We start from the raw sequence: 18572 nt of genomic DNA, 5'->3' as shown, positions 1-18572 counted from the left end.
CCGGTGGGCGGGTACACGGTCGGGGTCAACGCGCTGAGTGGGAGCCTTACCATGTCCAAGCTTGTTACGATCTTCGGCGGATCCGGATTTGTCGGGCGCTATATCGCGCAGCGGATGGCCAAGGCGGGATGGCGTGTACGGGTGGCTGTCAGGCGTCCCAACGAGGCGCTTTTCGTGAAGCCCTACGGTGTCGTAGGGCAGGTCGAGCCGATCCTGTGCAACATCCGTGATGACGATTCCGTGCGTGCTGCGCTGCTGGGTGCGGATGCAGTGGTGAACTGTGTCGGCATCCTCGTGGAAAGCGGCAAGAACCGTTTCGAAGCGGTGCAGGCCGAAGGACCGGCGCGCATCGCGCGGCTTGCGGCAGAGAATGGCGTGCGGCGGATGGTGCATGTTTCAGCCATCGGAGCCGACATGGAGGCCACGAGCGATTACGCCGCGACCAAGGGCGAGGGGGAGGCCGGGGTGCTCAAGCATATGCCCGATGCCATGATCCTGCGGCCCTCCATCGTCTTCGGGCCCGAGGATGAATTCTTCAACCGGTTTGCCGGTATGGCGCGGCTGAGCCCGGTGCTGCCGGTCGTGGGCGGTGAGACAAGGTTTCAGCCGGTCTATGTCGATGACATCGCCCGCGCTGCCGTGATGGGTGTCACGGGACAGGCCGAGGGTGGCATCTATGAACTGGGCGGACCGGAAACCGATACGTTCCGTGGGTTGATGCAGCGCATGCTCGAGATCATTCACCGTCGGCGGCTGATCCTGAACACACCGCTCTGGATCGCGCGCATCATGGCCTTTGGCTTTGACATGCTGCAGGCGATCACGCTGGGGCTGTTCTCCAACACCATGCTGACCCGCGACCAGATCAAGAACCTGTCCAAGGACAATGTCGTTTCTGACGACGCCAAAGGCTTTGCTGACCTGGGCATCCGGCCTGTCGCCATGGCCTCGGTGCTGCCTGACTACCTGTGGCGCTTCCGTCCGTCGGGCCAGTACGACGCGATCAAGGAATCGGCGCAGAACCTGCGCAAGAGCTGATGGAAGGCTCCACCACGCTGGTTGCCGCCGTTCTGGGGTTGCTGGAGGGGCTGACGGAGTTCATCCCCGTCTCCTCGACTGGGCACCTGCTGCTGGCAGGGTATTTCATGGGCTTCCAGAGTGCCGGGCGCACCTTCGAGGTGGTGATCCAGCTGGGTGCGGTGCTGGCGATCCTGACGGTCTATGCTTCGCGGCTGATCTCTGTCTTTGTCTCTGCCCCCCATGATCCGGCGTCGCGTCGGTTCATCCTGTCGGTGCTCATCGCCTTTCTGCCCGCCGTTGTGATCGGGGTGCTGGCGCATGATTTCATCAAGACGGTGCTGTTCGAGACGCCGATGCTGATCGCCGTGATGCTGATCTTCGGAGGTATCGTTCTGCTGGTCGTCGACCGCATCGCGCCCGAGCCGCGCCACGACGATGCGATGCGCTTTCCCCTAGGGACAGCCTTGGCGATTGGCTTTATTCAGTGCCTTGCCATGATCCCCGGTGTGTCGCGGTCCGGGGCGACCATCGTCGGTGCGCTGATGCTGGGGTCGAGCAAGCGGGCGGCGGCGGAGTTCTCTTTCTTCCTGTCGATGCCGACGATGGCGGGGGCGTTTACCTATGACCTTTACAAGAACTGGGAGGTTCTGGACACGACCGCGCTGAACGAGATCGCGGTGGGGTTCGTCATGGCCTTTATCTCGGCGGTGCTCGTTGTGAAAGGGCTTCTGGGCTATGTGAGCAAGCACGGTTACGCGCTCTTTGGCTGGTGGCGAATCGTGGTGGGTGGTGTTGCGCTGGCCGCGCTTTTGGCTGGTTTCTAGTCATTAGGTCCGATACGGACCTAAAAACGGTCAGGATTCTTTCCCTTTTTGATGCGGCAGGCTGCCTATCTCCAATATAGGTCAGCAAAACTGTCTTTTATTCGCTCCGGGCCTGCTATAACCGGTGCATCTGGCAGGTTTTATCCGGGAGGAACCAATGGCAGAGCAGCCGATGCTTAAATTCGTCAAGATCGGACGGGACATGCCGGAAAAGCGGCCCCCTGATCTACGCCGGACGGATTTCAAAGAGATTTACGCCGAGTACGCGGATGCCAAGGCCAAGGAGCAGGCGAGCCGCTGCAGTCAGTGTGGCGTACCCTATTGCCAGTCACATTGCCCGCTGCACAACAACATCCCCGACTGGCTGATGCTGACCGCCGAAGGGCGGCTGCAGGAGGCCTATGAGGTCAGCCAAGCCACGAACACCTTCCCCGAAATCTGTGGCCGTATCTGCCCGCAGGACCGTCTGTGCGAAGGCAACTGCGTGATCGAACAGTCGGGCCATGGCACCGTGACCATCGGGTCGGTCGAGAAATACATCACCGATACCGCCTGGGAAGAAGGCTGGGTTCAGCCGATCAAGCCCAAGAAAGAGCGCGCCGAGAGCGTGGGTATCATCGGCGCAGGCCCCGGCGGGCTGGCCGCCGCCGACGTGCTGCGGCGTGCTGGCGTGCAGGTGACGATCTATGACCGCTATGACCGCGCGGGCGGGCTGCTGACCTATGGCATCCCCGGCTTCAAGCTGGAAAAGGACGTGGTCATGCGCCGCAACGAACAGCTTGAGCAGGGCGGCGTGACCTTTGAGCTGAACTGCGGCGTGGATGCGGACATCTGGCAGACGATCCGGGCCGAGCATGACGCGGTGATCATCGCCACGGGCGTCTACAAATCCCGTGAAATACAGGCCCCCGGTGTCGGTGTGCCGGGGCTGGAGCGGGCGATTGATTTCCTGACCGCCAGCAACCGCAAGAGCTTTGGCGACGCGGTCGAAGACTTTGACAGCGGTCGCCTGAACGCCCATGGCAAGCGTGTTGTCGTCATCGGCGGCGGCGACACGGCGATGGACTGTGTGCGGACGTCGATCCGGCAGGGCGCTGCAAGCGTGAAATGCCTCTACCGCCGCGACCGGGCCAACATGCCAGGCAGCCAGCGCGAGGTCGCCAACGCCGAGGAAGAGGGCGTGCAGTTCGAGTGGCTGACCGCGCCCAAGGGGTTCGTTGGCGATCCGGTGACGGGTGTTCTGGTGCAGAAGATGCGCCTGGGCGCGCCCGACGCGACGGGACGGCAGGCCCCCGAGATCATCGAGGGCGCGGATTACACCGAGGACGCGGACATGGTGATCATGGCGCTGGGGTTCGAGCCCGAGGACCTGCCGACGATGTTCGGTGAGCCCGAGTTGCCGATCAACCGCTGGGGCACGATCAAGGCCGACTACGTGACGGGTGCCACGGCGCTGGATGGTGTCTATGCGGTGGGTGATATCGTGCGGGGAGCGTCGCTGGTGGTCTGGGCGATCAAGGACGGGCGCGACTGCGCGCAAGCGATCCTTGAGCGCTTTGAAAGCGAAAGCGTGATGGCGGCGGAGTGAAATCCTGAACGAAGCGCAAATTGTCACACAATGTACACCGCACGTACAGAAAGCGTGCATACACGTGTTTCTGAATAAAGAATGAATGGGTCAGTGTGGCTGACCCCAGGAGTCGAGAAGCTTTACGATGTCTGAACAGATCCGAGGCCATTGTCTTTGCGGTGCCGTGACGGTGACGTCCACCATGGACAAGCCGGCGCTGCGGGCGTGCCATTGCGATATGTGCAGGCAGCAGAATTCGGGCGCCTTCATGTCGATCTCGAACGACCCGCAGGACGTGACGGTAACGGGCGAGATCAAGGTCTACCGGTCCTCGGAATGGGCCGAGCGGGCGTTCTGTCCTATCTGCGGTTCGACGCTTTGGTACAGCACCGTCCACGACGGGGCGCGGCACCTGTCCGCGGGGCTGTTCGAGAACGCGGGCGGTGCGCCGCTGAAGCTGGAGTTCTTTGCCGACAAATGCCCCGAAGGCTACCGCTTTGAGGGCGCGCACAAGCGGCTGAGCACCGATGAGACCATCGCGATGTTCGGCGCGCAGGCGGGGGATGACGCGTGACCGAAGCCCCGGCAGTGGAAGACATCGTGGCACCCTATCGCCGGACCGGGCAGTTGTCTGGCCGGTGCCTCTGCGGGGCGGTGCGGATCGAGATCGACGGCGATTACATCGCCGCGGTCGGTGCCTGCCATTGCCTGATGTGCCAGCGCTGGAACGGGATGCTGTTCGGGTCATTCGTGGCCACGGCAGCGCATGTGACCGTGACCGGCGATGTGACGCGCCATGCCTCTTCGTCGTTTTCGGAGCGGGCGTTTTGCACCGCCTGCGGCAGCCATATCTGGCTGCGCAACATTGATCCGGAAGAGACCGAGATCGAGCTGTTTCCGGGGCTCTTCGAGGGAGCGAAGGACTTTGTCCTGCTCTCGGAAATCTACTCGGATCGCGCGCCGCATTACGTGACGCTGGCGGGCGATCATCGCCGCAAGACACGGGCCGACTACGAAGCCCGCAACCCCTTTGTTGAAGGAGACGCCACATGACCAAGTACGATGACGCCTGGGTGGCACGGGAAGAAGCCAAGCGCGCCATGATGGCCGAGAAGGGTATGTACCACCCGTCGGAAGAGCATTCCTCCTGCGGTGTGGGCCTTGTGGTCAATGTCGACGGGTCGCGCAGCCGCGCGGTAGTCGAGAACGGGATCAAGGCGCTCAAGGCGATCTGGCACCGGGGTGCGGTGGACGCGGATGGCAAGACCGGGGATGGCGCGGGTATTCACGTGCAGATCCCCGTGCCGTTCTTTTATGACCAGGTGCGCCGCACCGGTCACAAGCCGCGCGAGGATGAGCTGATTGCCGTGGGCCAGGTGTTCCTGCCGCGCACGAATTTTGCCGCGCAGGAGACCTGCCGGACCATCGTGGAAACCGAAGTGCTGCGCATGGGGTATTACATCTACGGCTGGCGGCATGTGCCGGTGAACGTGGATTGCCTGGGCGAGAAGGCGAATGCGACGCGGCCCGAGATCGAGCAGATCCTGATCTCCAATTCCAAGGGTGTCGATGAGGAAACATTCGAGCGGGAGCTTTATGTCATTCGCCGCCGGATCGAGAAGGCGGCGATTGCGGCACAGGTGCAGCAGCTATACATCGCGTCGCTGTCGTGCCGGTCGATCATCTATAAGGGCATGATGCTGGCCGAGCAGGTGGCGGAGTTCTATCCCGACCTGATGGACCCGCGGTTCGAGAGCGCTTTTGCGATCTATCACCAGCGCTATTCGACCAACACCTTCCCGCAGTGGTGGCTGGCGCAGCCGTTCCGGATGCTGGCCCATAACGGCGAGATCAACACGCTGAAGGGCAACCTGAACTGGATGAAGAGCCATGAGATCCGCATGGCGTCGGCGACATTCGGAGACCTGGCGGAGGATATCAAGCCGATCGTATCGGCGGGGTCGTCGGACTCGGCGGCGCTGGATTCGGTCTTCGAGGTGCTGGTGCGCGCGGGGCGGTCGGCGCCGATGGCGAAGACGATGCTGGTGCCTGAATCCTGGTCCAAGCAGGCGGTGGAGCTGCCGCAGGCGTGGCGGGACATGTATTCCTACTGCAACTCGGTGATGGAGCCCTGGGACGGGCCGGCGGCGCTGGCGATGACGGACGGGCGCTGGGTTTGCGCGGGGCTGGACCGGAACGGGCTGCGGCCGATGCGCTATGTGGTGACGGGCGACGGCATGCTGATCGCCGGGTCCGAGGCGGGGATGGTGCCGCTGGATGAGGCCAACGTGGTGAAGAAGGGTGCCCTTGGTCCCGGTCAGATGATTGGCGTGCACATGGGCAAGGGGCAGCTGTTCCACGACAAGGAGCTGAAGGACAAGATGGCCTCGGCCCTGCCGTTTGGCGAGTGGGTCGGCAAGATCGTCGAGCTGGACGAGCCGCTGAGCAAGGTCGACGAGAAGCCGGTGTTTACTGGAAACGAGTTGCGGCGGCGCCAGGTGGCGGCGGGGTATTCCATCGAGGACCTGGAGCAGATCCTCGCCCCCATGGCGGAGGATGCCAAGGAGACGCTGGCGTCGATGGGTGATGACACGCCCTCGGCGGTGCTGTCCAAGCAGTACCGGCCGCTGAGCCATTTCTTCCGGCAGAACTTCAGCCAGGTGACGAACCCGCCGATTGACTCATTGCGCGAGTACCGGGTGATGAGCCTGAAGACGCGGTTCGGGAACCTCAAGAACGTGCTGGACGAGGATAGCTCGCAGACCGAAATCCTTGTCCTTGATAGTCCCTTCGTGGGGAACGCGCAGTTTGATGAGTTGTTCAACCACTTCAACGCGAACGCGGTGACGATTGATTGTACCTTCACCCCGGGCGAGGGCAAGCTGAGTGCAGGGCTCAAGCGTATCCGGGCCGAGGCGGAGGATGCGGTGCGGTCGGGGGCCGGGCATATCATCCTGACGGATCACCTGAGCGATGCCGAGAGGGTGGCAATGCCGATGATCCTGGCCACGAGTGCCGTGCACAGTCACCTTATTCGCAAGGGTTTGCGGACTTTCACGTCGCTCAATGTGCGGTCGGCGGAATGCGTGGACCCGCATTATTTCGCCGTGCTGATCGGCTGCGGGGCGACGGTGGTGAACGCCTATCTGGCCGAGGATTCGCTGGCCGACCGGATCGAACGGGGACTGCTGGACATGTCGCTGACCAAGGCGGTTCAGCGCTATCGCGAAGCCATCGATCAGGGTCTGCTCAAGATCATGGCGAAGATGGGTATTTCGGTGGTGTCGTCCTACCGCGGCGGTCTGAACTTTGAAGCCGTGGGTCTGTCCCGCGCGATGTGCGCCGAGTATTTCCCCGGCATGACCAGCCGTATCAGCGGCATTGGTGTGACCGGTATCCAGCGCAAGGCCGAGGAAGTACACGCCAAGGGCTGGGCAGGCGACGGCGTGGTGCTGCCCATCGGCGGGTTCTACAAGGCGCGGACCAGCGGGGAAACCCATGCCTGGGAAGCGTCCTCGATGCATCTGATGCAGATGGCCTGCAACCGCGCGTCCTACCAGATGTGGCAGCAGTATTCGAAGAAGATGCAGAGCAATCCGCCGATTCATCTGCGCGATTTGCTGGACATCAAGCCGCTGGGCGAGCCGATTGGGCTGGAAGAGGTGGAAAGCATCACCTCGATCCGCAAGCGGTTCGTGACGCCGGGCATGTCGCTGGGGGCGCTGAGCCCCGAGGCGCACAAGACGCTGAACGTTGCGATGAACCGGATCGGGGCCAAGTCGGATTCCGGTGAGGGTGGCGAGGACCCGGCGCATTTCGTGCCGGAGCCGAACGGCGATAACCCCTCTGCCAAGATCAAGCAGGTGGCCTCGGGCCGCTTTGGTGTGACCGCCGAGTACCTGAACCAGTGCGAAGAGTTGGAGATCAAGGTCGCGCAGGGTGCCAAGCCCGGTGAGGGCGGCCAGTTGCCGGGGATGAAGGTGACCAAGCTCATCGCGCGGCTGCGGCATTCGACGCCGGGTGTGACGCTGATCTCGCCCCCGCCGCACCACGATATCTATTCCATCGAGGACCTTGCGCAGCTGATCTATGATCTCAAGCAGATCAACCCGCGCTGCAAGGTGACGGTGAAACTGGTGGCGTCCTCCGGCGTCGGGACGATTGCTGCGGGTGTGGCCAAGGCGAAGGCGGATATCATCCTGATCTCGGGCCACAACGGCGGGACGGGCGCGTCGCCCGCGACGTCGATCAAATATGCGGGTCTGCCGTGGGAGATGGGCCTGACCGAGGCGCATCAGGTGCTGAGCATGAACAACCTGCGCGACCGGGTGACCTTGCGCACCGATGGCGGTCTGCGGACGGGCCGTGACATCGTCATGGCGGCGATGCTGGGGGCCGAGGAGTTTGGCATCGGCACCGCGGCGCTGATCGCGATGGGCTGTATCATGGTGCGCCAGTGCCAGTCGAACACCTGCCCGGTGGGCGTGTGCACGCAGGACGAAAGCCTGCGGGCGAAGTTCACCGGCAACGCGGACAAGGTGGTGAACCTGATCACCTTCTACGCGACGGAAGTGCGGGAAATCCTTGCCTCGATCGGCGCGCGGTCACTGGATGAGGTGATCGGTCGGGCGGACCTGCTGACGCAGGTGTCGCGTGGATCGGCGCATCTGGATGATCTGGACCTCAACCCGCTGCTGATCACGGTCGATGGCGCGCATGACAACGTCTATGACCGGGACAAGCCGCGTAACGTGGTGCCCGATACGCTGGATGCGCAGATCGTGCGGGATGCGGCGCGGTTCCTGGAGGACGGTGAGAAGATGCAGCTGTCCTACGCGGTGCAGAACACGCACCGGACCGTGGGGACGCGGGTGTCGAGCCATATCGTCAAGAAGTTCGGGATGCGCAATTCGCTGCAACCGGATCACCTGACGGTGAAGCTGACCGGGTCTGCCGGGCAGTCGCTGGGGGCCTTCGCGGCGCCGGGTCTGAAGCTGGAAGTGGCGGGCGATGCCAACGACTATGTCGGCAAGGGTCTGTCCGGGGGCATGATCGTCGTGCGCCCGCCCATGTCCAGCCCTATCGTCGCGGCGGAGAACACGATCATCGGGAACACCGTGCTTTACGGCGCGACCGACGGCTATCTCTTTGCAGCCGGGCGCGCGGGCGAGCGGTTTGCCGTCCGCAATTCCGGTGCGAAGGTGGTGATCGAGGGCTGTGGTTCCAACGGGTGTGAGTACATGACCGGGGGGGTCGCGGTGATCCTTGGGGATATCGGTGCCAACTTTGGCGCGGGGATGACCGGAGGAATGGCGTATCTTTATGATCCGGAGGGCAAGGCTGAAGAGCTGATGAACCACGAGACGCTGGTCACCTGCCCGGTGACGGTAGATCACTGGATGCACCAGCTCGAAGAGCTGATGGAGCGGCATCTGGAGGAAACCGGCAGCCGCAAGGCGGCGGACATTCTGCAGCATTGGGATATCGAGAAGAGCAATTTCCTTCAGGTCTGCCCGAAGGAGATGCTGAACAAGCTGCCTGCACCGCTGACCCACGACGAGGCGGCTGTTCCTGCTGAATAGCCGAGGGAAACGCGGGCGTTCACAAAGGGACGCCCGCGCCCTATAGCTGTAGTGAAACACCTTTCCGAAAGGGATGGATCGCCCAAAGCTGCCTAAAATCCAAGATTTCAACGCGTTGGGCGATAGGATATCTATCGGGTATTCGGAAAGTTGCGGTATGGCGCGGGCAGCGAAGAAGAAATCTGAGAATAACAGGACGCGGGGCAGGCTGCCCGGTGTGGACCTGCTGCTATGGCTGCGGTTCTGGTTCTGGCGGGGGATCGCGATCATCTTTCTGCTGATGGTCGCACTGGTGATCCTGTTTGCTTCCGTCAATCCGCCAACCACGATCTACATGTTCTCCGAAGGTCGCCGGTTGGGCGGGGTGGCGCAGACTTGGGTTCCGCTGGAAGAGATCGCGCCTGCGATGGCGCGGTCGGCGGTGGCGGCGGAGGATGCGAATTTCTGCAACCACTGGGGGTTCGACATGGCCGCGATCCGGCTGGCGATCGAGGAGGGCGGCGCAAGAGGGGCGTCGACCATTTCGCAGCAGACGGTGAAGAACGTGTACCTCTGGCACGGGCGGCTGTGGACGCGGAAGGCGCTGGAGGCGCTGATGACACCGCTGGTCGAGGCGATCTGGTCCAAGCGGCGGATCATCGAGGTCTATCTCAACGTGGCGGAGTTCGACGAGGGCGTTTTCGGTGTGGAGGCGGCGGCGCAGCATTATTTCGGCGTGGCGGCGCGGGATCTGAGCGATACGCAGGCAGCACGGCTGGCGGCGATCCTGCCGTCGCCCAAGACGCGATCCGCGTCGAACCCCGGCAGTTTCGTGCGCAAAAGGGCCGCACAGGTGCGTGACGGAGCGGCGACCATTCGCGCGGATGGGCGTGCGGCCTGTTTCGAGAGTTGAAAAGCCCAAGCGAAGCGGGCATGGAGAGGGAACGCATGTTCACCCAACCAAGGCACAAGTGATGGCGCGTCTGTTTCACGTTCCCCTTTCCCCGTTTTGTCGCAAGGTGCGTTTGAGCCTTGCCGAGAAGAAGATCGAGGTGGAGCTGGTCGAGGAACGCTATTGGGAGCAGGACCCCGATTTCATGCGGCGCAACCCGGCGGGCAAAGTGCCGGTGCTGCGGCTTGATGGGATCATGATGTCGGAAAGTGCCGCGATCTGCGAATATATCGAGGAGACGCGGCCCGAGCCGTCACTGATGCCGGAGAGCCCCGTGGAGCGGCTGGAGGTGCGGCGGCTGGTGAGCTGGTTCGATGACAAGTTCCATGCCGAGGTGACGTCGAAGCTGCTGTATGAGCGGGTGAACAAGAAGGTGATGAAGCAGGGGTATCCCGACAGTTCCAACGTCAAGGCCGGGGCGAAGGCGATCAAGTATCACCTCGATTACATGGCCTGGCTTCTGGATCAGCGGCGCTGGCTGGCGGGGGACCGGATGACGCTGGCGGATTTTGCGGCGGCCGCGCATCTGTCGTCGCTTGATTACATCTCTGACGTGGACTGGAACCGGTCGGAGACGGTCAAGGACTGGTACGCCAAAATCAAGTCGCGGCCGGCCTTCCGGGCGCTTTTGGCGGACCAGGTGCCCGGATTTCCGCCGCCGCGGCATTACAACGATCTGGATTTTTGAAGCGGCGCGTGCGGCGTTGTGAGCGCTCCGTGACAGGCTGCGGGAAGGGCTGAGAGCTTGGGGGAGGCTGTCTGCCTCCCCCAAACCCCCTCCGAGGACTTTATTTGGCCAGAAAGAGTACAGGGTTGAAGGAACGGCTGGTGCGCGAGGCCCTTGAGATGGGGTTCGTGGCCTGCCGGGTGTGCAGGCCGGATGCGGTGCCGCATGTGCCGGAGCGGTTGGCGGCCTTTGTCGGGAAGGGCTTTCACGGGCAGATGGGCTGGATGGCCGAGCGGATGCATTGGCGGGGTAATCCCGCAGCGCTCTGGCCCGAGGCGCGGTCGGTGATCATGCTGGCGGAGAGCTATGCGCCGGAGCATGATCCGCTGGCGGTGCTGGAACGGCCCGAGAAGGGTGCGATTTCGGTCTATGCGCAGGGGCGGGACTATCATGACGTCGTCAAGAAGCGGCTGAAGCGGCTGGCGCGCTGGCTGATCGCGGAGGGCACCAAGGAACTCAACCGGGTGCCGCTCTCATCGCATCCTTCGGATACGGCTGCCGCGCAGGCGGCGTCCGGTGCCCGGACGCCGGAGGTGAAGGTGTTCGTCGATACCGCACCGGTGCCGGAAAAGGCGCTGGGGCAGGCGGCGGGGCTGGGATGGCAGGGCAAACATACCAACCTGTTGAGCCGGGATTGGGGGAATTGGGCCTATTTAGGGTCGATTTTCACCACGCTGGAGCTGGAGCCCGATGCGCCGGAGGTGGACCATTGCGGGTCCTGCACGGCGTGTCAGGACATCTGTCCGACGGATGCCTTTCCGGCGCCTTACCAGCTGGATGCGCGGCGATGCATTTCCTACCTGACCATCGAGCATAAGGGGCCGGTGGACGAGGACCTGCGGGGGCGGATGGGCAACCGGATCTATGGCTGCGACGATTGCCTGGCCGTCTGTCCGTGGAACAAGTTCGCGGTGGCGGCGAGCGACATGCGCTACCAAGGGCGGGAGGTGGAGGCGTCGGACCTTGCCGATTTGGCGGTACTGGATGATGCGGGGTTCCGGGAGCGGTTCTCGGGCTCGCCCGTCAAGCGGATCGGGCGGGACCGCTTTGTGCGTAACGTGCTTTATGCGATCGGCAATTCGGGGCTGGCGCGGCTGCGGCTCGTAGCGCAGGGGCTGACCGGGGACGCGGATGCCGCGGTGGCGGACGCGGCGCGCTGGGCGGTGGCGCGGCTGGACGCGGGCTGACGCAATCGGGCTGGACCCTGCGCAAATTCTCCTTAAACCGGGAGGGATTGCAGAGGGGAGGCCGGGATGACGGTTCTGTTGGGCGTGGATACGGGGGGCACCTATACGGATGCGGTGCTGCTGCGCGACGAGGAGGCGGTGATCGCCTCGGCCAAGTCGCTGACCACACGGCATGACCTTGCCATCGGCGTTGGCAACGCGGTGCGCGCGGTGCTGGCGGAGGCGGATGTGGACCCGTCGGAGATCGCGCTCGCGTCGCTGTCGACCACGCTGGCGACCAATGCGCTGGTCGAGGGGCAGGGCGGGCGCGTGGCGCTGATCTACATCGGTTTCCGCGAGAGTGACCTGCAGGCGCACGGGCTGGCCGAGGCGCTGAAGGGCGATCCACATATCGTGCTGGAAGGCGGTCACAACCACGCCGGGGGTGAGGCGCGGCCGCTGGATGAAACGGGGCTATCGGCCTTTTTAGAGACGCATAAGAACGACGTCAGCGGCTTTGCGGTGGCGAGCCAGTTCGCCACGCGCAATCCGGCGCACGAGCTGCGCGCCATGGAGCTGGTGGCGCGGATCACCGGGCGGCCGGTGTCGGCTTCGCACCAGTTGTCGGCCAAGCTGAACGGGCCCAAGCGGGCGATGACGGCGGTGCTGAACGCGCGGCTGATCGGGATGATCGACCGGCTGATCGGGCGGGCGGAGGATACGTTGCGCGCCCTCGGGCTCGCCGCGCCGATGATGGTGGTGCGCGGCGACGGGGCGCTGATTTCGGCTGCACAGGCGCGGGAGCGGCCCATCGAGACGATCCTGTCGGGGCCTGCGGCGTCGATTGTGGGCGCGCGCTGGATGACGGGGGCGGACCTGGCGCTGGTCAGCGACATTGGTGGGACCACCACGGATGTGGCGCTGCTGAAGGGCGGGCGGCCCAAGATCGATCCGGCGGGGGCGCGCGTGGGGCCTTACCGGACGATGGTCGAGGCGGTGGCGATGCGCACCACGGGGCTGGGCGGGGACAGCGAGGTGCATTTCATTTCCGAGGGGCTGGAGGGCGGTGTCACGCTTGGGCCGCGGCGGTTGCTGCCGGTGTCGCTGGTGGCGGTGGAAGCGCCAGAGGTGGTTCATGCAGCGCTCGATGCGCAGCTGCGCAGTGTCACACCGGGAGAGCATGACGCGCGCTTCGTCCGGGCCGTGGCGGGGGTCAGCCGCGAGGGGATCGGCGCGCGGGAGATGGCGCTGTTGGAGCGAATTGGCGAGGGGTTGCATCCGCTGGGAGACGTGCTGCGCGCGCGGATCGAGCAGGGGGCGCTGAAGCGGCTGGTGGAGCGCGGGCTGGTACAGGTGGCGGGGGTGACGCCCTCGGATGCGAGCCATGTGCTGGGACGCGTGAAGGAATGGGATGCGGGGGCTGCGCGCAAGGCATTGCAATTGTTCGGGCGGCGGCGGACAGGGGCGGGCAACGTGTTGTCGAACAGCGTCGAGGACGTGGCGCGGATCATCGTGGACCAGTTGACGCATCAAACAGTTCTGGCCTTGTTAGAGACTGCTTTCGACGAGGAAGACCCAGGCTTTGAGGACGCATCCGAGGTGCTGGCGCGGCACGTGTTGATGCAGGAAGGCATGAAGGGGCGGACGGGCCTGGTGAGGTTGGAAACGGGTCTGCGCGTGCCGGTGGTGGGGCTTGGTGCCTCTGCGCCGAGCTATTATCCGGCGGTGGGAGAGCGGCTGGGCTGCGAGATGATCCTGCCGGAGTATGCAGGTGTGGCCAATGCGATCGGTGCGGTGGTGGGGCGTGTCACGATGCGGCAGAGCGGAACGGTGACGGCGCCATCGGAAGGCAAATACCGGGTGCATCTGGTCGAAGGACCGCGCGATTTTGTGGATCAGGAGAGCGCTTTGGCCCTGTTAGAGACTGCTTTGCGGGAGAAGGCGCTGGCGGAGGCGCAGGCGGCGGGAGCCGAAGATATACAGGTGTCGGTCAAGCGGGATGTACGCACGGCAGGGGTCGAGGCGCGGGAGGTTTTCGTTGAAGCGGTCGTGACGGTGGAAGCGGCGGGACGGCCGCGGGTGGCTGAAGGCTAGTTTGGTCGCTCGCCCATGCGTGCCGCGCAGGTGGCCGTATCATCGGACCTTGCGCCCGAGATAGAAGGTTTCTTGCGCCACCACCGAGTGATTTGGCTGCGGCGCCGAGGAGAGGGCAATCAGGCCTGGTTGGCGCCCCGCACCTGGCGGATGCTTTCGCGAATTGCGCGCCAGTTTGCCGCCTCGGCGCGGTTTCCCGCATCCTGCGAGGCGCGTTCCTTGCGCGCCGCCTCAAGCTCGGCCTTGTTTCCGTGCGCACGGTAGAGAGCGTGGGCGATTTCCTTTTTCTTGAGGATATCCATGGCAATTCTCCTTTGGTTTTCAGAGATGCGGCCCGTCAGGATTGGAGGTTCTGGCCGCGCGGCCGGGCACGCAGCGGCGCGCCGGAGGTCTGGGTTTCCGAGGCTGGCCAAAATGCCGGGACTCTTGGGGCCGACCGGACGAAAGCTGCGCTTGCCGAACGTCTGCAGCATACACGCGGGTCGGGAAAGGATCAAATCAGCCCGGGTTATTCCGCTTATGTCCCGGGATATGCGGTGAATGGCGGGGCGGAAGCATCGTGTTTTCCTGCAAGTCACCGGGAGCGATGGGGCAGCAGATGCACGGGCAATGAAAAAGCCCCGCCGGGTCAGGGCGGGGCTTTGTCGTTTGCGTGGTTTTCGGCCTCAGACCGGCGGTCTGTCCCGTACGGCGCGGGCGACCATCGCGACCAGGAAGAGGACCAGGAAGACCACAAACAGAATCTGCGCGATCCCTGCTGAAGCACCGGCGATGCCGCCGAAACCGAGTGCGGCGGCGATTACTGCCACCACGAGAAAAGTCAAAGCCCAACCGAGCATTTCGTTCACCTTTCATTAAGGGTTCATTTGCGAGGTGAACGTCGAAGAGAGGGATTTGGTTCCCTGAGGTCAGACTGGGGAGGGGTAGGTCGGACAAATTTGTCCGACCTTAGGCTTACTCGGCCGCCTGTCGCTTGGGCAGGACCCAGCCGGGGCGGGGGAAGTGGCAGGTGTAGCCGTTGGGAATGCGCTCGAGGTAATCCTGATGCTCCGGCTCGGCTTCCCAGAAGTCGCCGACGGGTTCGACTTCCGTGACCACCTTGCCGGGCCAGAGGCCCGAGGCTTCGACGTCGGCGATGGTGTCGAGGGCGGTCTGCTTCTGGTCCTCGTCAACGTAGTAGATCGCCGAGCGGTAGCTCATGCCGATATCGTTGCCCTGACGGTTGAGCGTCGTGGGGTCGTGGATCTGGAAGAAGAATTCCAGGATCTCGCGGTAGGACGTCTTATCAGGGTCGAAGAAAATCTCGATCCCCTCGGCGTGAGTGCCGTGATTGCGGTAGGTGGCGTTGGGGACGTCACCGCCGGTATAGCCGACGCGGGTCCGCAGGATGCCGGGGCGTTTGCGGATCAGGTCCTGCATGCCCCAGAAACACCCGCCTGCCAGTACTGCGCGTTCTTCGCTCATGCCACGTCCTCCACTTGATCGAGATATTCGCCATAGCCTTCGGCCTCCATATCGTCGCGGTGGACGAAGCGGAGGGAAGCGGAATTGATGCAGTAGCGCATGCCGCCGCGGTCGCGGGGGCCGTCGGGGAAGACATGGCCAAGGTGGCTGTCGCCGTGCTTGGAGCGGACCTCGACCCGCCGCATGCCGAGAGAGTTGTCCTCGTGCTCGGTCACGTTGTCGATAGGCTTGGTAAAGCTGGGCCAGCCGCAGCCGGATTCGTACTTGTCGGCCGAGGCGAAAAGCGGCTCGCCGCTGACGACATCGACGTAGATCCCGGGTTCCTTGTTGTAGAGCAGCTTGCCGGTGCCGGGGCGTTCGGTGCCACTTTCCTGTGTGACGAAATACTGTTCGGGGGTCAGTGCGGCCACCGCTTCGGGCCGTCTTTCGTATTTAGCCATGGTGCCTCCGTTTCTGGTTCATCTCATTAAATGGTGCGACGGGGCGAAATTCAAAGGGTTTGTCGGGGGCCGCAACGGAATGTGAACCAAAGCCTGTCTTGGCGCGTATTGATCCTATATGTGGAGGAAAATGATGCGCTGGATTTTCGCAGCTTTGATAAGCCTGATGATGGGGGGCACCGCGATGGCGGCACCGAAGGACGTGACATTTTCGAACATTGACGGCGGGACGCTGGATTTCAGCGAATGGGCCGGCAAGCCGGTGCTGGTGGTGAACACCGCCTCGCAATGCGGGTTCACGCCGCAGTACAAGGGGATGCAGGAGCTCTACGACCGTTACAAGGATCGCGGGCTCGTGGTGCTGGCGGTGCCGTCGGATGACTTCAACCAGGAGCTCGACAGCGCGGAAGAGGTCAAGGATTTCTGCGAGATCACCTTTGGGCTGGACCTTCCGATGACCGACATCACGCCGGTGCGCGGGGCGGATGCGCATCCGTTCTACCAGCAGGTCAAGGCGGAGACGGGGTTTGCGCCCAAGTGGAATTTCAACAAGGTGCTGATCGGGCCGGATGGCAAGGTCGTGGGCACCTGGGGGTCGACGACGCGGCCGACCTCGCGCAGCATCACCAAGGAAATCGAGGCGTTGCTGGATTGATCCTTGCTGGCTAGGCTCCGCCGGGAAGGAGCCTGCCGATGCCAGACGAAAAACCCAGCCTCGATGCGGCCTATGCGCTGGAGACGCCGGAGGATAACCGGCGGCTTTATGCGGATTGGGCCGAAACCTACGACGACAGTTTTGCCCAACAGATGGATTACCGGCTACCCAGAATGGTGGCGCTGATCCTGGCGGAGGTGTTCCAGGGGCCGGGGCCTGTGCTGGACGTGGGTGCCGGTACGGGGCTGGTGGCGCAGAACATGCTGATGCGCGGGATGCTTGAGATCGACGCGCTGGATATCTCGGCGGACATGCTGGCGGTGGCGGCGTCAAAGGGGCTTTATCGCAAGACGATCGAGGCGGATCTGACCGGGCCGCTTGACCTGATGGATGGTGTCTATGGCGCGGTGGTGAGTGCGGGGACCTTCACGCACGGGCATGTGGGGCCGGATGCGCTGGACGAATTGCTGCGGGTGGCGCGGAAGGGGGCGGTGTTCGTGCTGTCGATCAATGCCGAGCATTTCGAGGCGCGCGGGTTTGCAGAGAAGTTCGCGGCGCTTGCAGGGCGGATCGACGGGCTGGAGCACCGGGAGGTGGATATCTACGGTGCAGCGGCGGATGCGGCGCATGCGGGCGACAAGGCGCAGATCACCGTGTTCACCAAGCGGTAGCTTGATCCAGATCATGGAGCGGCGAAGGCCGCCGCGCGAGGATGGCGCGACAGAACCCAGGAGGAAAGGTGCGCCGGTGCTGGATATTTCCAACAGAAAGGTCATGCAGATCATCGAATACGGTCACGAGATTGACCGGGCCGAGAATGAGTTGCGCGGGTTTCTTGAAACACTCAACGAGGAAGAGCAGGTCAGCCTGATCGCGATCATGTGGATCGGGCGAGAAAGCTTTGCCCCGGACGAGGTTCAGGAGGCGCTGGCGACGGCGCGGCAGGAGGCCAGCACGCCGACGGCGGATTACCTGATCGGGACGCCGCATTTTCCGGATCACCTCGAAGCCGGGCTGGAAGCGCTGGGCATGACCGAGGAGGAAGATGAGGATTGAAGGCGCGGCTGCGGCGGTGCTAGGCTGAACCCAGCCTATCCATGTGCGGCTAGGGTTCCGTTGCCAAAGGCAAGCTGGTCCGAGCGCCGTTATGAGCGTGATGCAGACACCCGAGGACTAAGAACCCAGAGGGGATGGACAGGGCGTGATGAGCCACGTCTGAAACCAGCCTTGGGGTCTGAAAATGTCTTTTGCCGGTCTAGCCCTTGTCCTTGCCGCCGCCTTTTGCCACGCGACATGGAATGTTTTCGTCAAACGGATCGCCGGCGGGGCCGAGCTGATCTGGCTGTTTTCGATCCTTTCGGTGCTGATCTACCTGCCGATGGCGGTGTGGATCGTGGTGGTGCAGCAGCCGGTGTTCGGACCCTGGCAGATCGGGTTCATGCTGGGCACCGTGGCGTTGCATCTTGGGTATTTCATCCTGCTGCAGACGGGGTATCGGAAGGGCGACCTGTCGCTCGTCTATCCCACGGCGCGGGCGACGGGGCCGCTTTTGTCGACGACCTTTGCCGTGCTGGTTCTGGGCGAGGTGGTGACGTTCCAGATGGCGCTGGGCGCTGGGATCATCATTTTCGCGGTGCTGATGCTTACCGGTGGGATCAAACCGGGCGCGCGGCATCTGTCTGCCTCGCTGGTTTTCGGTCTTGGGGCGGGGGTGTTCATCGCGAGTTACACCGTCTGGGATGCCTACGCGGTGTCGGTGTTGCTGGTGCCGCCCCTGCTGATGGACTACGCGTCGAACCTCGGCCGGGTCGTGGTGCTGGCCCCGGTGGCCTACCGGCGGCGGGCGCTGATGCGGCAGCATTGGGTGCAGCACCGGCTGGGGGTGGTGGTGATCGCGGTGTTTTCACCGCTGGCCTATATTCTCGTGCTTTATGCGCTGACCTTCACGCCCGTCGCCTATGTGGCGCCCGCGCGGGAGGTGAGCGTGGTGCTGGCGGTGCTGGCAGGCAGCATCCTGTTGCACGAGGGGAACCTGAAAGAGCGGCTGGGCTGGGCGTCGATCGCGCTGGTTGGGATGATCCTGCTGACGTTGGGGTGAG

Annotated in this window: 18 protein-coding genes; 14 read left to right on the top strand and 4 right to left on the bottom strand. The window is 63.6% G+C overall.

The genetic code is table 11. The features are described from left to right. Window positions 1–51: 51 nt before the first annotated feature. From AB2B41_RS10740 to AB2B41_RS10695, 10 genes are all read left to right on the top strand, one after another. Window positions 52–1038, top strand: coding sequence for a complex I NDUFA9 subunit family protein (locus AB2B41_RS10740; RefSeq protein ID WP_367877782.1), 987 nt, complete (start codon window positions 52–54; stop codon window positions 1036–1038). Continuing rightward, window positions 1038–1844 carry an undecaprenyl-diphosphate phosphatase gene (locus AB2B41_RS10735; protein ID WP_367877781.1) on the top strand — a complete coding sequence of 269 codons (807 nt, stop codon included), beginning with the start codon at window positions 1038–1040 and terminating at the stop codon, window positions 1842–1844. The genes AB2B41_RS10740 and AB2B41_RS10735 overlap by 1 nt, the downstream gene beginning before the upstream one ends. A 157-nt stretch (window positions 1845–2001) precedes the next feature. Further along, window positions 2002–3432, top strand: a complete 1431-nt coding sequence (locus tag AB2B41_RS10730; RefSeq protein WP_367877780.1) for an NAD(P)-dependent oxidoreductase — start codon at window positions 2002–2004, stop codon at window positions 3430–3432. A 127-nt stretch (window positions 3433–3559) separates the two neighbouring features. Next, on the top strand, window positions 3560–3988 hold the full coding sequence (locus AB2B41_RS10725; protein WP_367877779.1) for a GFA family protein: 429 nt from the start codon (window positions 3560–3562) through the stop codon (window positions 3986–3988). Further along, on the top strand, window positions 3985–4467 hold the full coding sequence (locus tag AB2B41_RS10720) for a GFA family protein (protein WP_367877778.1): 483 nt from the start codon (window positions 3985–3987) through the stop codon (window positions 4465–4467). Before AB2B41_RS10725 ends, AB2B41_RS10720 begins: the two co-directional genes overlap by 4 nt. Continuing rightward, window positions 4464–8996, top strand: coding sequence for a glutamate synthase large subunit (gene gltB, locus AB2B41_RS10715; protein WP_367877777.1), 4533 nt, complete (start codon window positions 4464–4466; stop codon window positions 8994–8996). Before AB2B41_RS10720 ends, gltB begins: the two co-directional genes overlap by 4 nt. Window positions 8997–9153: 157 nt before the next feature. Continuing rightward, window positions 9154–9888, top strand: a complete 735-nt coding sequence (gene mtgA / locus AB2B41_RS10710) for a monofunctional biosynthetic peptidoglycan transglycosylase (RefSeq protein ID WP_367877776.1) — start codon at window positions 9154–9156, stop codon at window positions 9886–9888. Between the two features lie 61 nt (window positions 9889–9949). After that, window positions 9950–10615 carry an FtsZ-binding protein FzlA gene (gene fzlA, locus AB2B41_RS10705; protein WP_367877775.1) on the top strand — a complete coding sequence of 222 codons (666 nt, stop codon included), beginning with the start codon at window positions 9950–9952 and terminating at the stop codon, window positions 10613–10615. A gap of 158 nt (window positions 10616–10773) precedes the next feature. Beyond that, entirely contained in the window at window positions 10774–11841 is a 1068-nt protein-coding gene (gene queG, locus AB2B41_RS10700) for a tRNA epoxyqueuosine(34) reductase QueG (RefSeq protein WP_420014287.1), read from the top strand. Between the two features lie 66 nt (window positions 11842–11907). After that, complete coding sequence (locus AB2B41_RS10695) at window positions 11908–13914, top strand: hydantoinase/oxoprolinase N-terminal domain-containing protein (RefSeq protein WP_367877773.1); 2007 nt, start codon at window positions 11908–11910, stop codon at window positions 13912–13914. Between the two features lie 119 nt (window positions 13915–14033). Here AB2B41_RS10695 and AB2B41_RS10690 read toward each other — a convergent pair whose 3' ends face one another. The 4 genes from AB2B41_RS10690 to msrB form a co-directional block, all read right to left on the bottom strand. Beyond that, entirely contained in the window at window positions 14034–14216 is a 183-nt protein-coding gene (locus AB2B41_RS10690) for a hypothetical protein (RefSeq protein WP_367877772.1), read from the bottom strand. Window positions 14217–14579: 363 nt separating this feature from the next. After that, on the bottom strand, window positions 14580–14753 hold the full coding sequence (locus AB2B41_RS10685; RefSeq protein WP_367877800.1) for a DUF1328 domain-containing protein: 174 nt from the start codon (window positions 14751–14753) through the stop codon (window positions 14580–14582). 115 nt (window positions 14754–14868) lie between these two features. Continuing rightward, window positions 14869–15378: a peptide-methionine (S)-S-oxide reductase MsrA gene (msrA, locus tag AB2B41_RS10680; RefSeq protein ID WP_367877771.1), complete on the bottom strand. Its 510-nt coding sequence runs from the start codon at window positions 15376–15378 to the stop codon at window positions 14869–14871. Beyond that, window positions 15375–15818 carry a peptide-methionine (R)-S-oxide reductase MsrB gene (gene msrB / locus AB2B41_RS10675; protein ID WP_367877770.1) on the bottom strand — a complete coding sequence of 148 codons (444 nt, stop codon included), beginning with the start codon at window positions 15816–15818 and terminating at the stop codon, window positions 15375–15377. Before msrB ends, msrA begins: the two co-directional genes overlap by 4 nt. Before the next feature lie 166 nt (window positions 15819–15984). Here msrB and AB2B41_RS10670 point away from each other — a divergent pair, with 166 nt between their 5' ends. The 4 genes from AB2B41_RS10670 to AB2B41_RS10655 all read left to right on the top strand — a co-directional run bounded on the left by AB2B41_RS10670 (window position 15985) and on the right by AB2B41_RS10655 (window position 18571). After that, window positions 15985–16473, top strand: coding sequence for a glutathione peroxidase (locus AB2B41_RS10670; protein WP_367877799.1), 489 nt, complete (start codon window positions 15985–15987; stop codon window positions 16471–16473). Window positions 16474–16511: 38 nt separating this feature from the next. Beyond that, window positions 16512–17144 (top strand): class I SAM-dependent DNA methyltransferase, encoded by a 633-nt coding sequence (locus AB2B41_RS10665; protein WP_367877769.1) that lies wholly within the window; start codon window positions 16512–16514, stop codon window positions 17142–17144. Window positions 17145–17220: 76 nt separating this feature from the next. Then, window positions 17221–17529: a DUF3775 domain-containing protein gene (locus tag AB2B41_RS10660; protein WP_367877798.1), complete on the top strand. Its 309-nt coding sequence runs from the start codon at window positions 17221–17223 to the stop codon at window positions 17527–17529. Window positions 17530–17713: 184 nt separating this feature from the next. Further along, complete coding sequence (locus tag AB2B41_RS10655; protein ID WP_367877768.1) at window positions 17714–18571, top strand: EamA family transporter; 858 nt, start codon at window positions 17714–17716, stop codon at window positions 18569–18571. Window position 18572 lies beyond the last annotated feature (1 nt).

Source organism: Sulfitobacter sediminis, assembly GCF_040811725.1.
Taxonomy (GTDB): Bacteria; Pseudomonadota; Alphaproteobacteria; order Rhodobacterales; family Rhodobacteraceae; genus Sulfitobacter; species Sulfitobacter sediminis.
The sequence above is the reverse complement of the archived record's forward strand: the minus strand, read 5'-3'. Positions and strand labels throughout refer to the sequence as shown.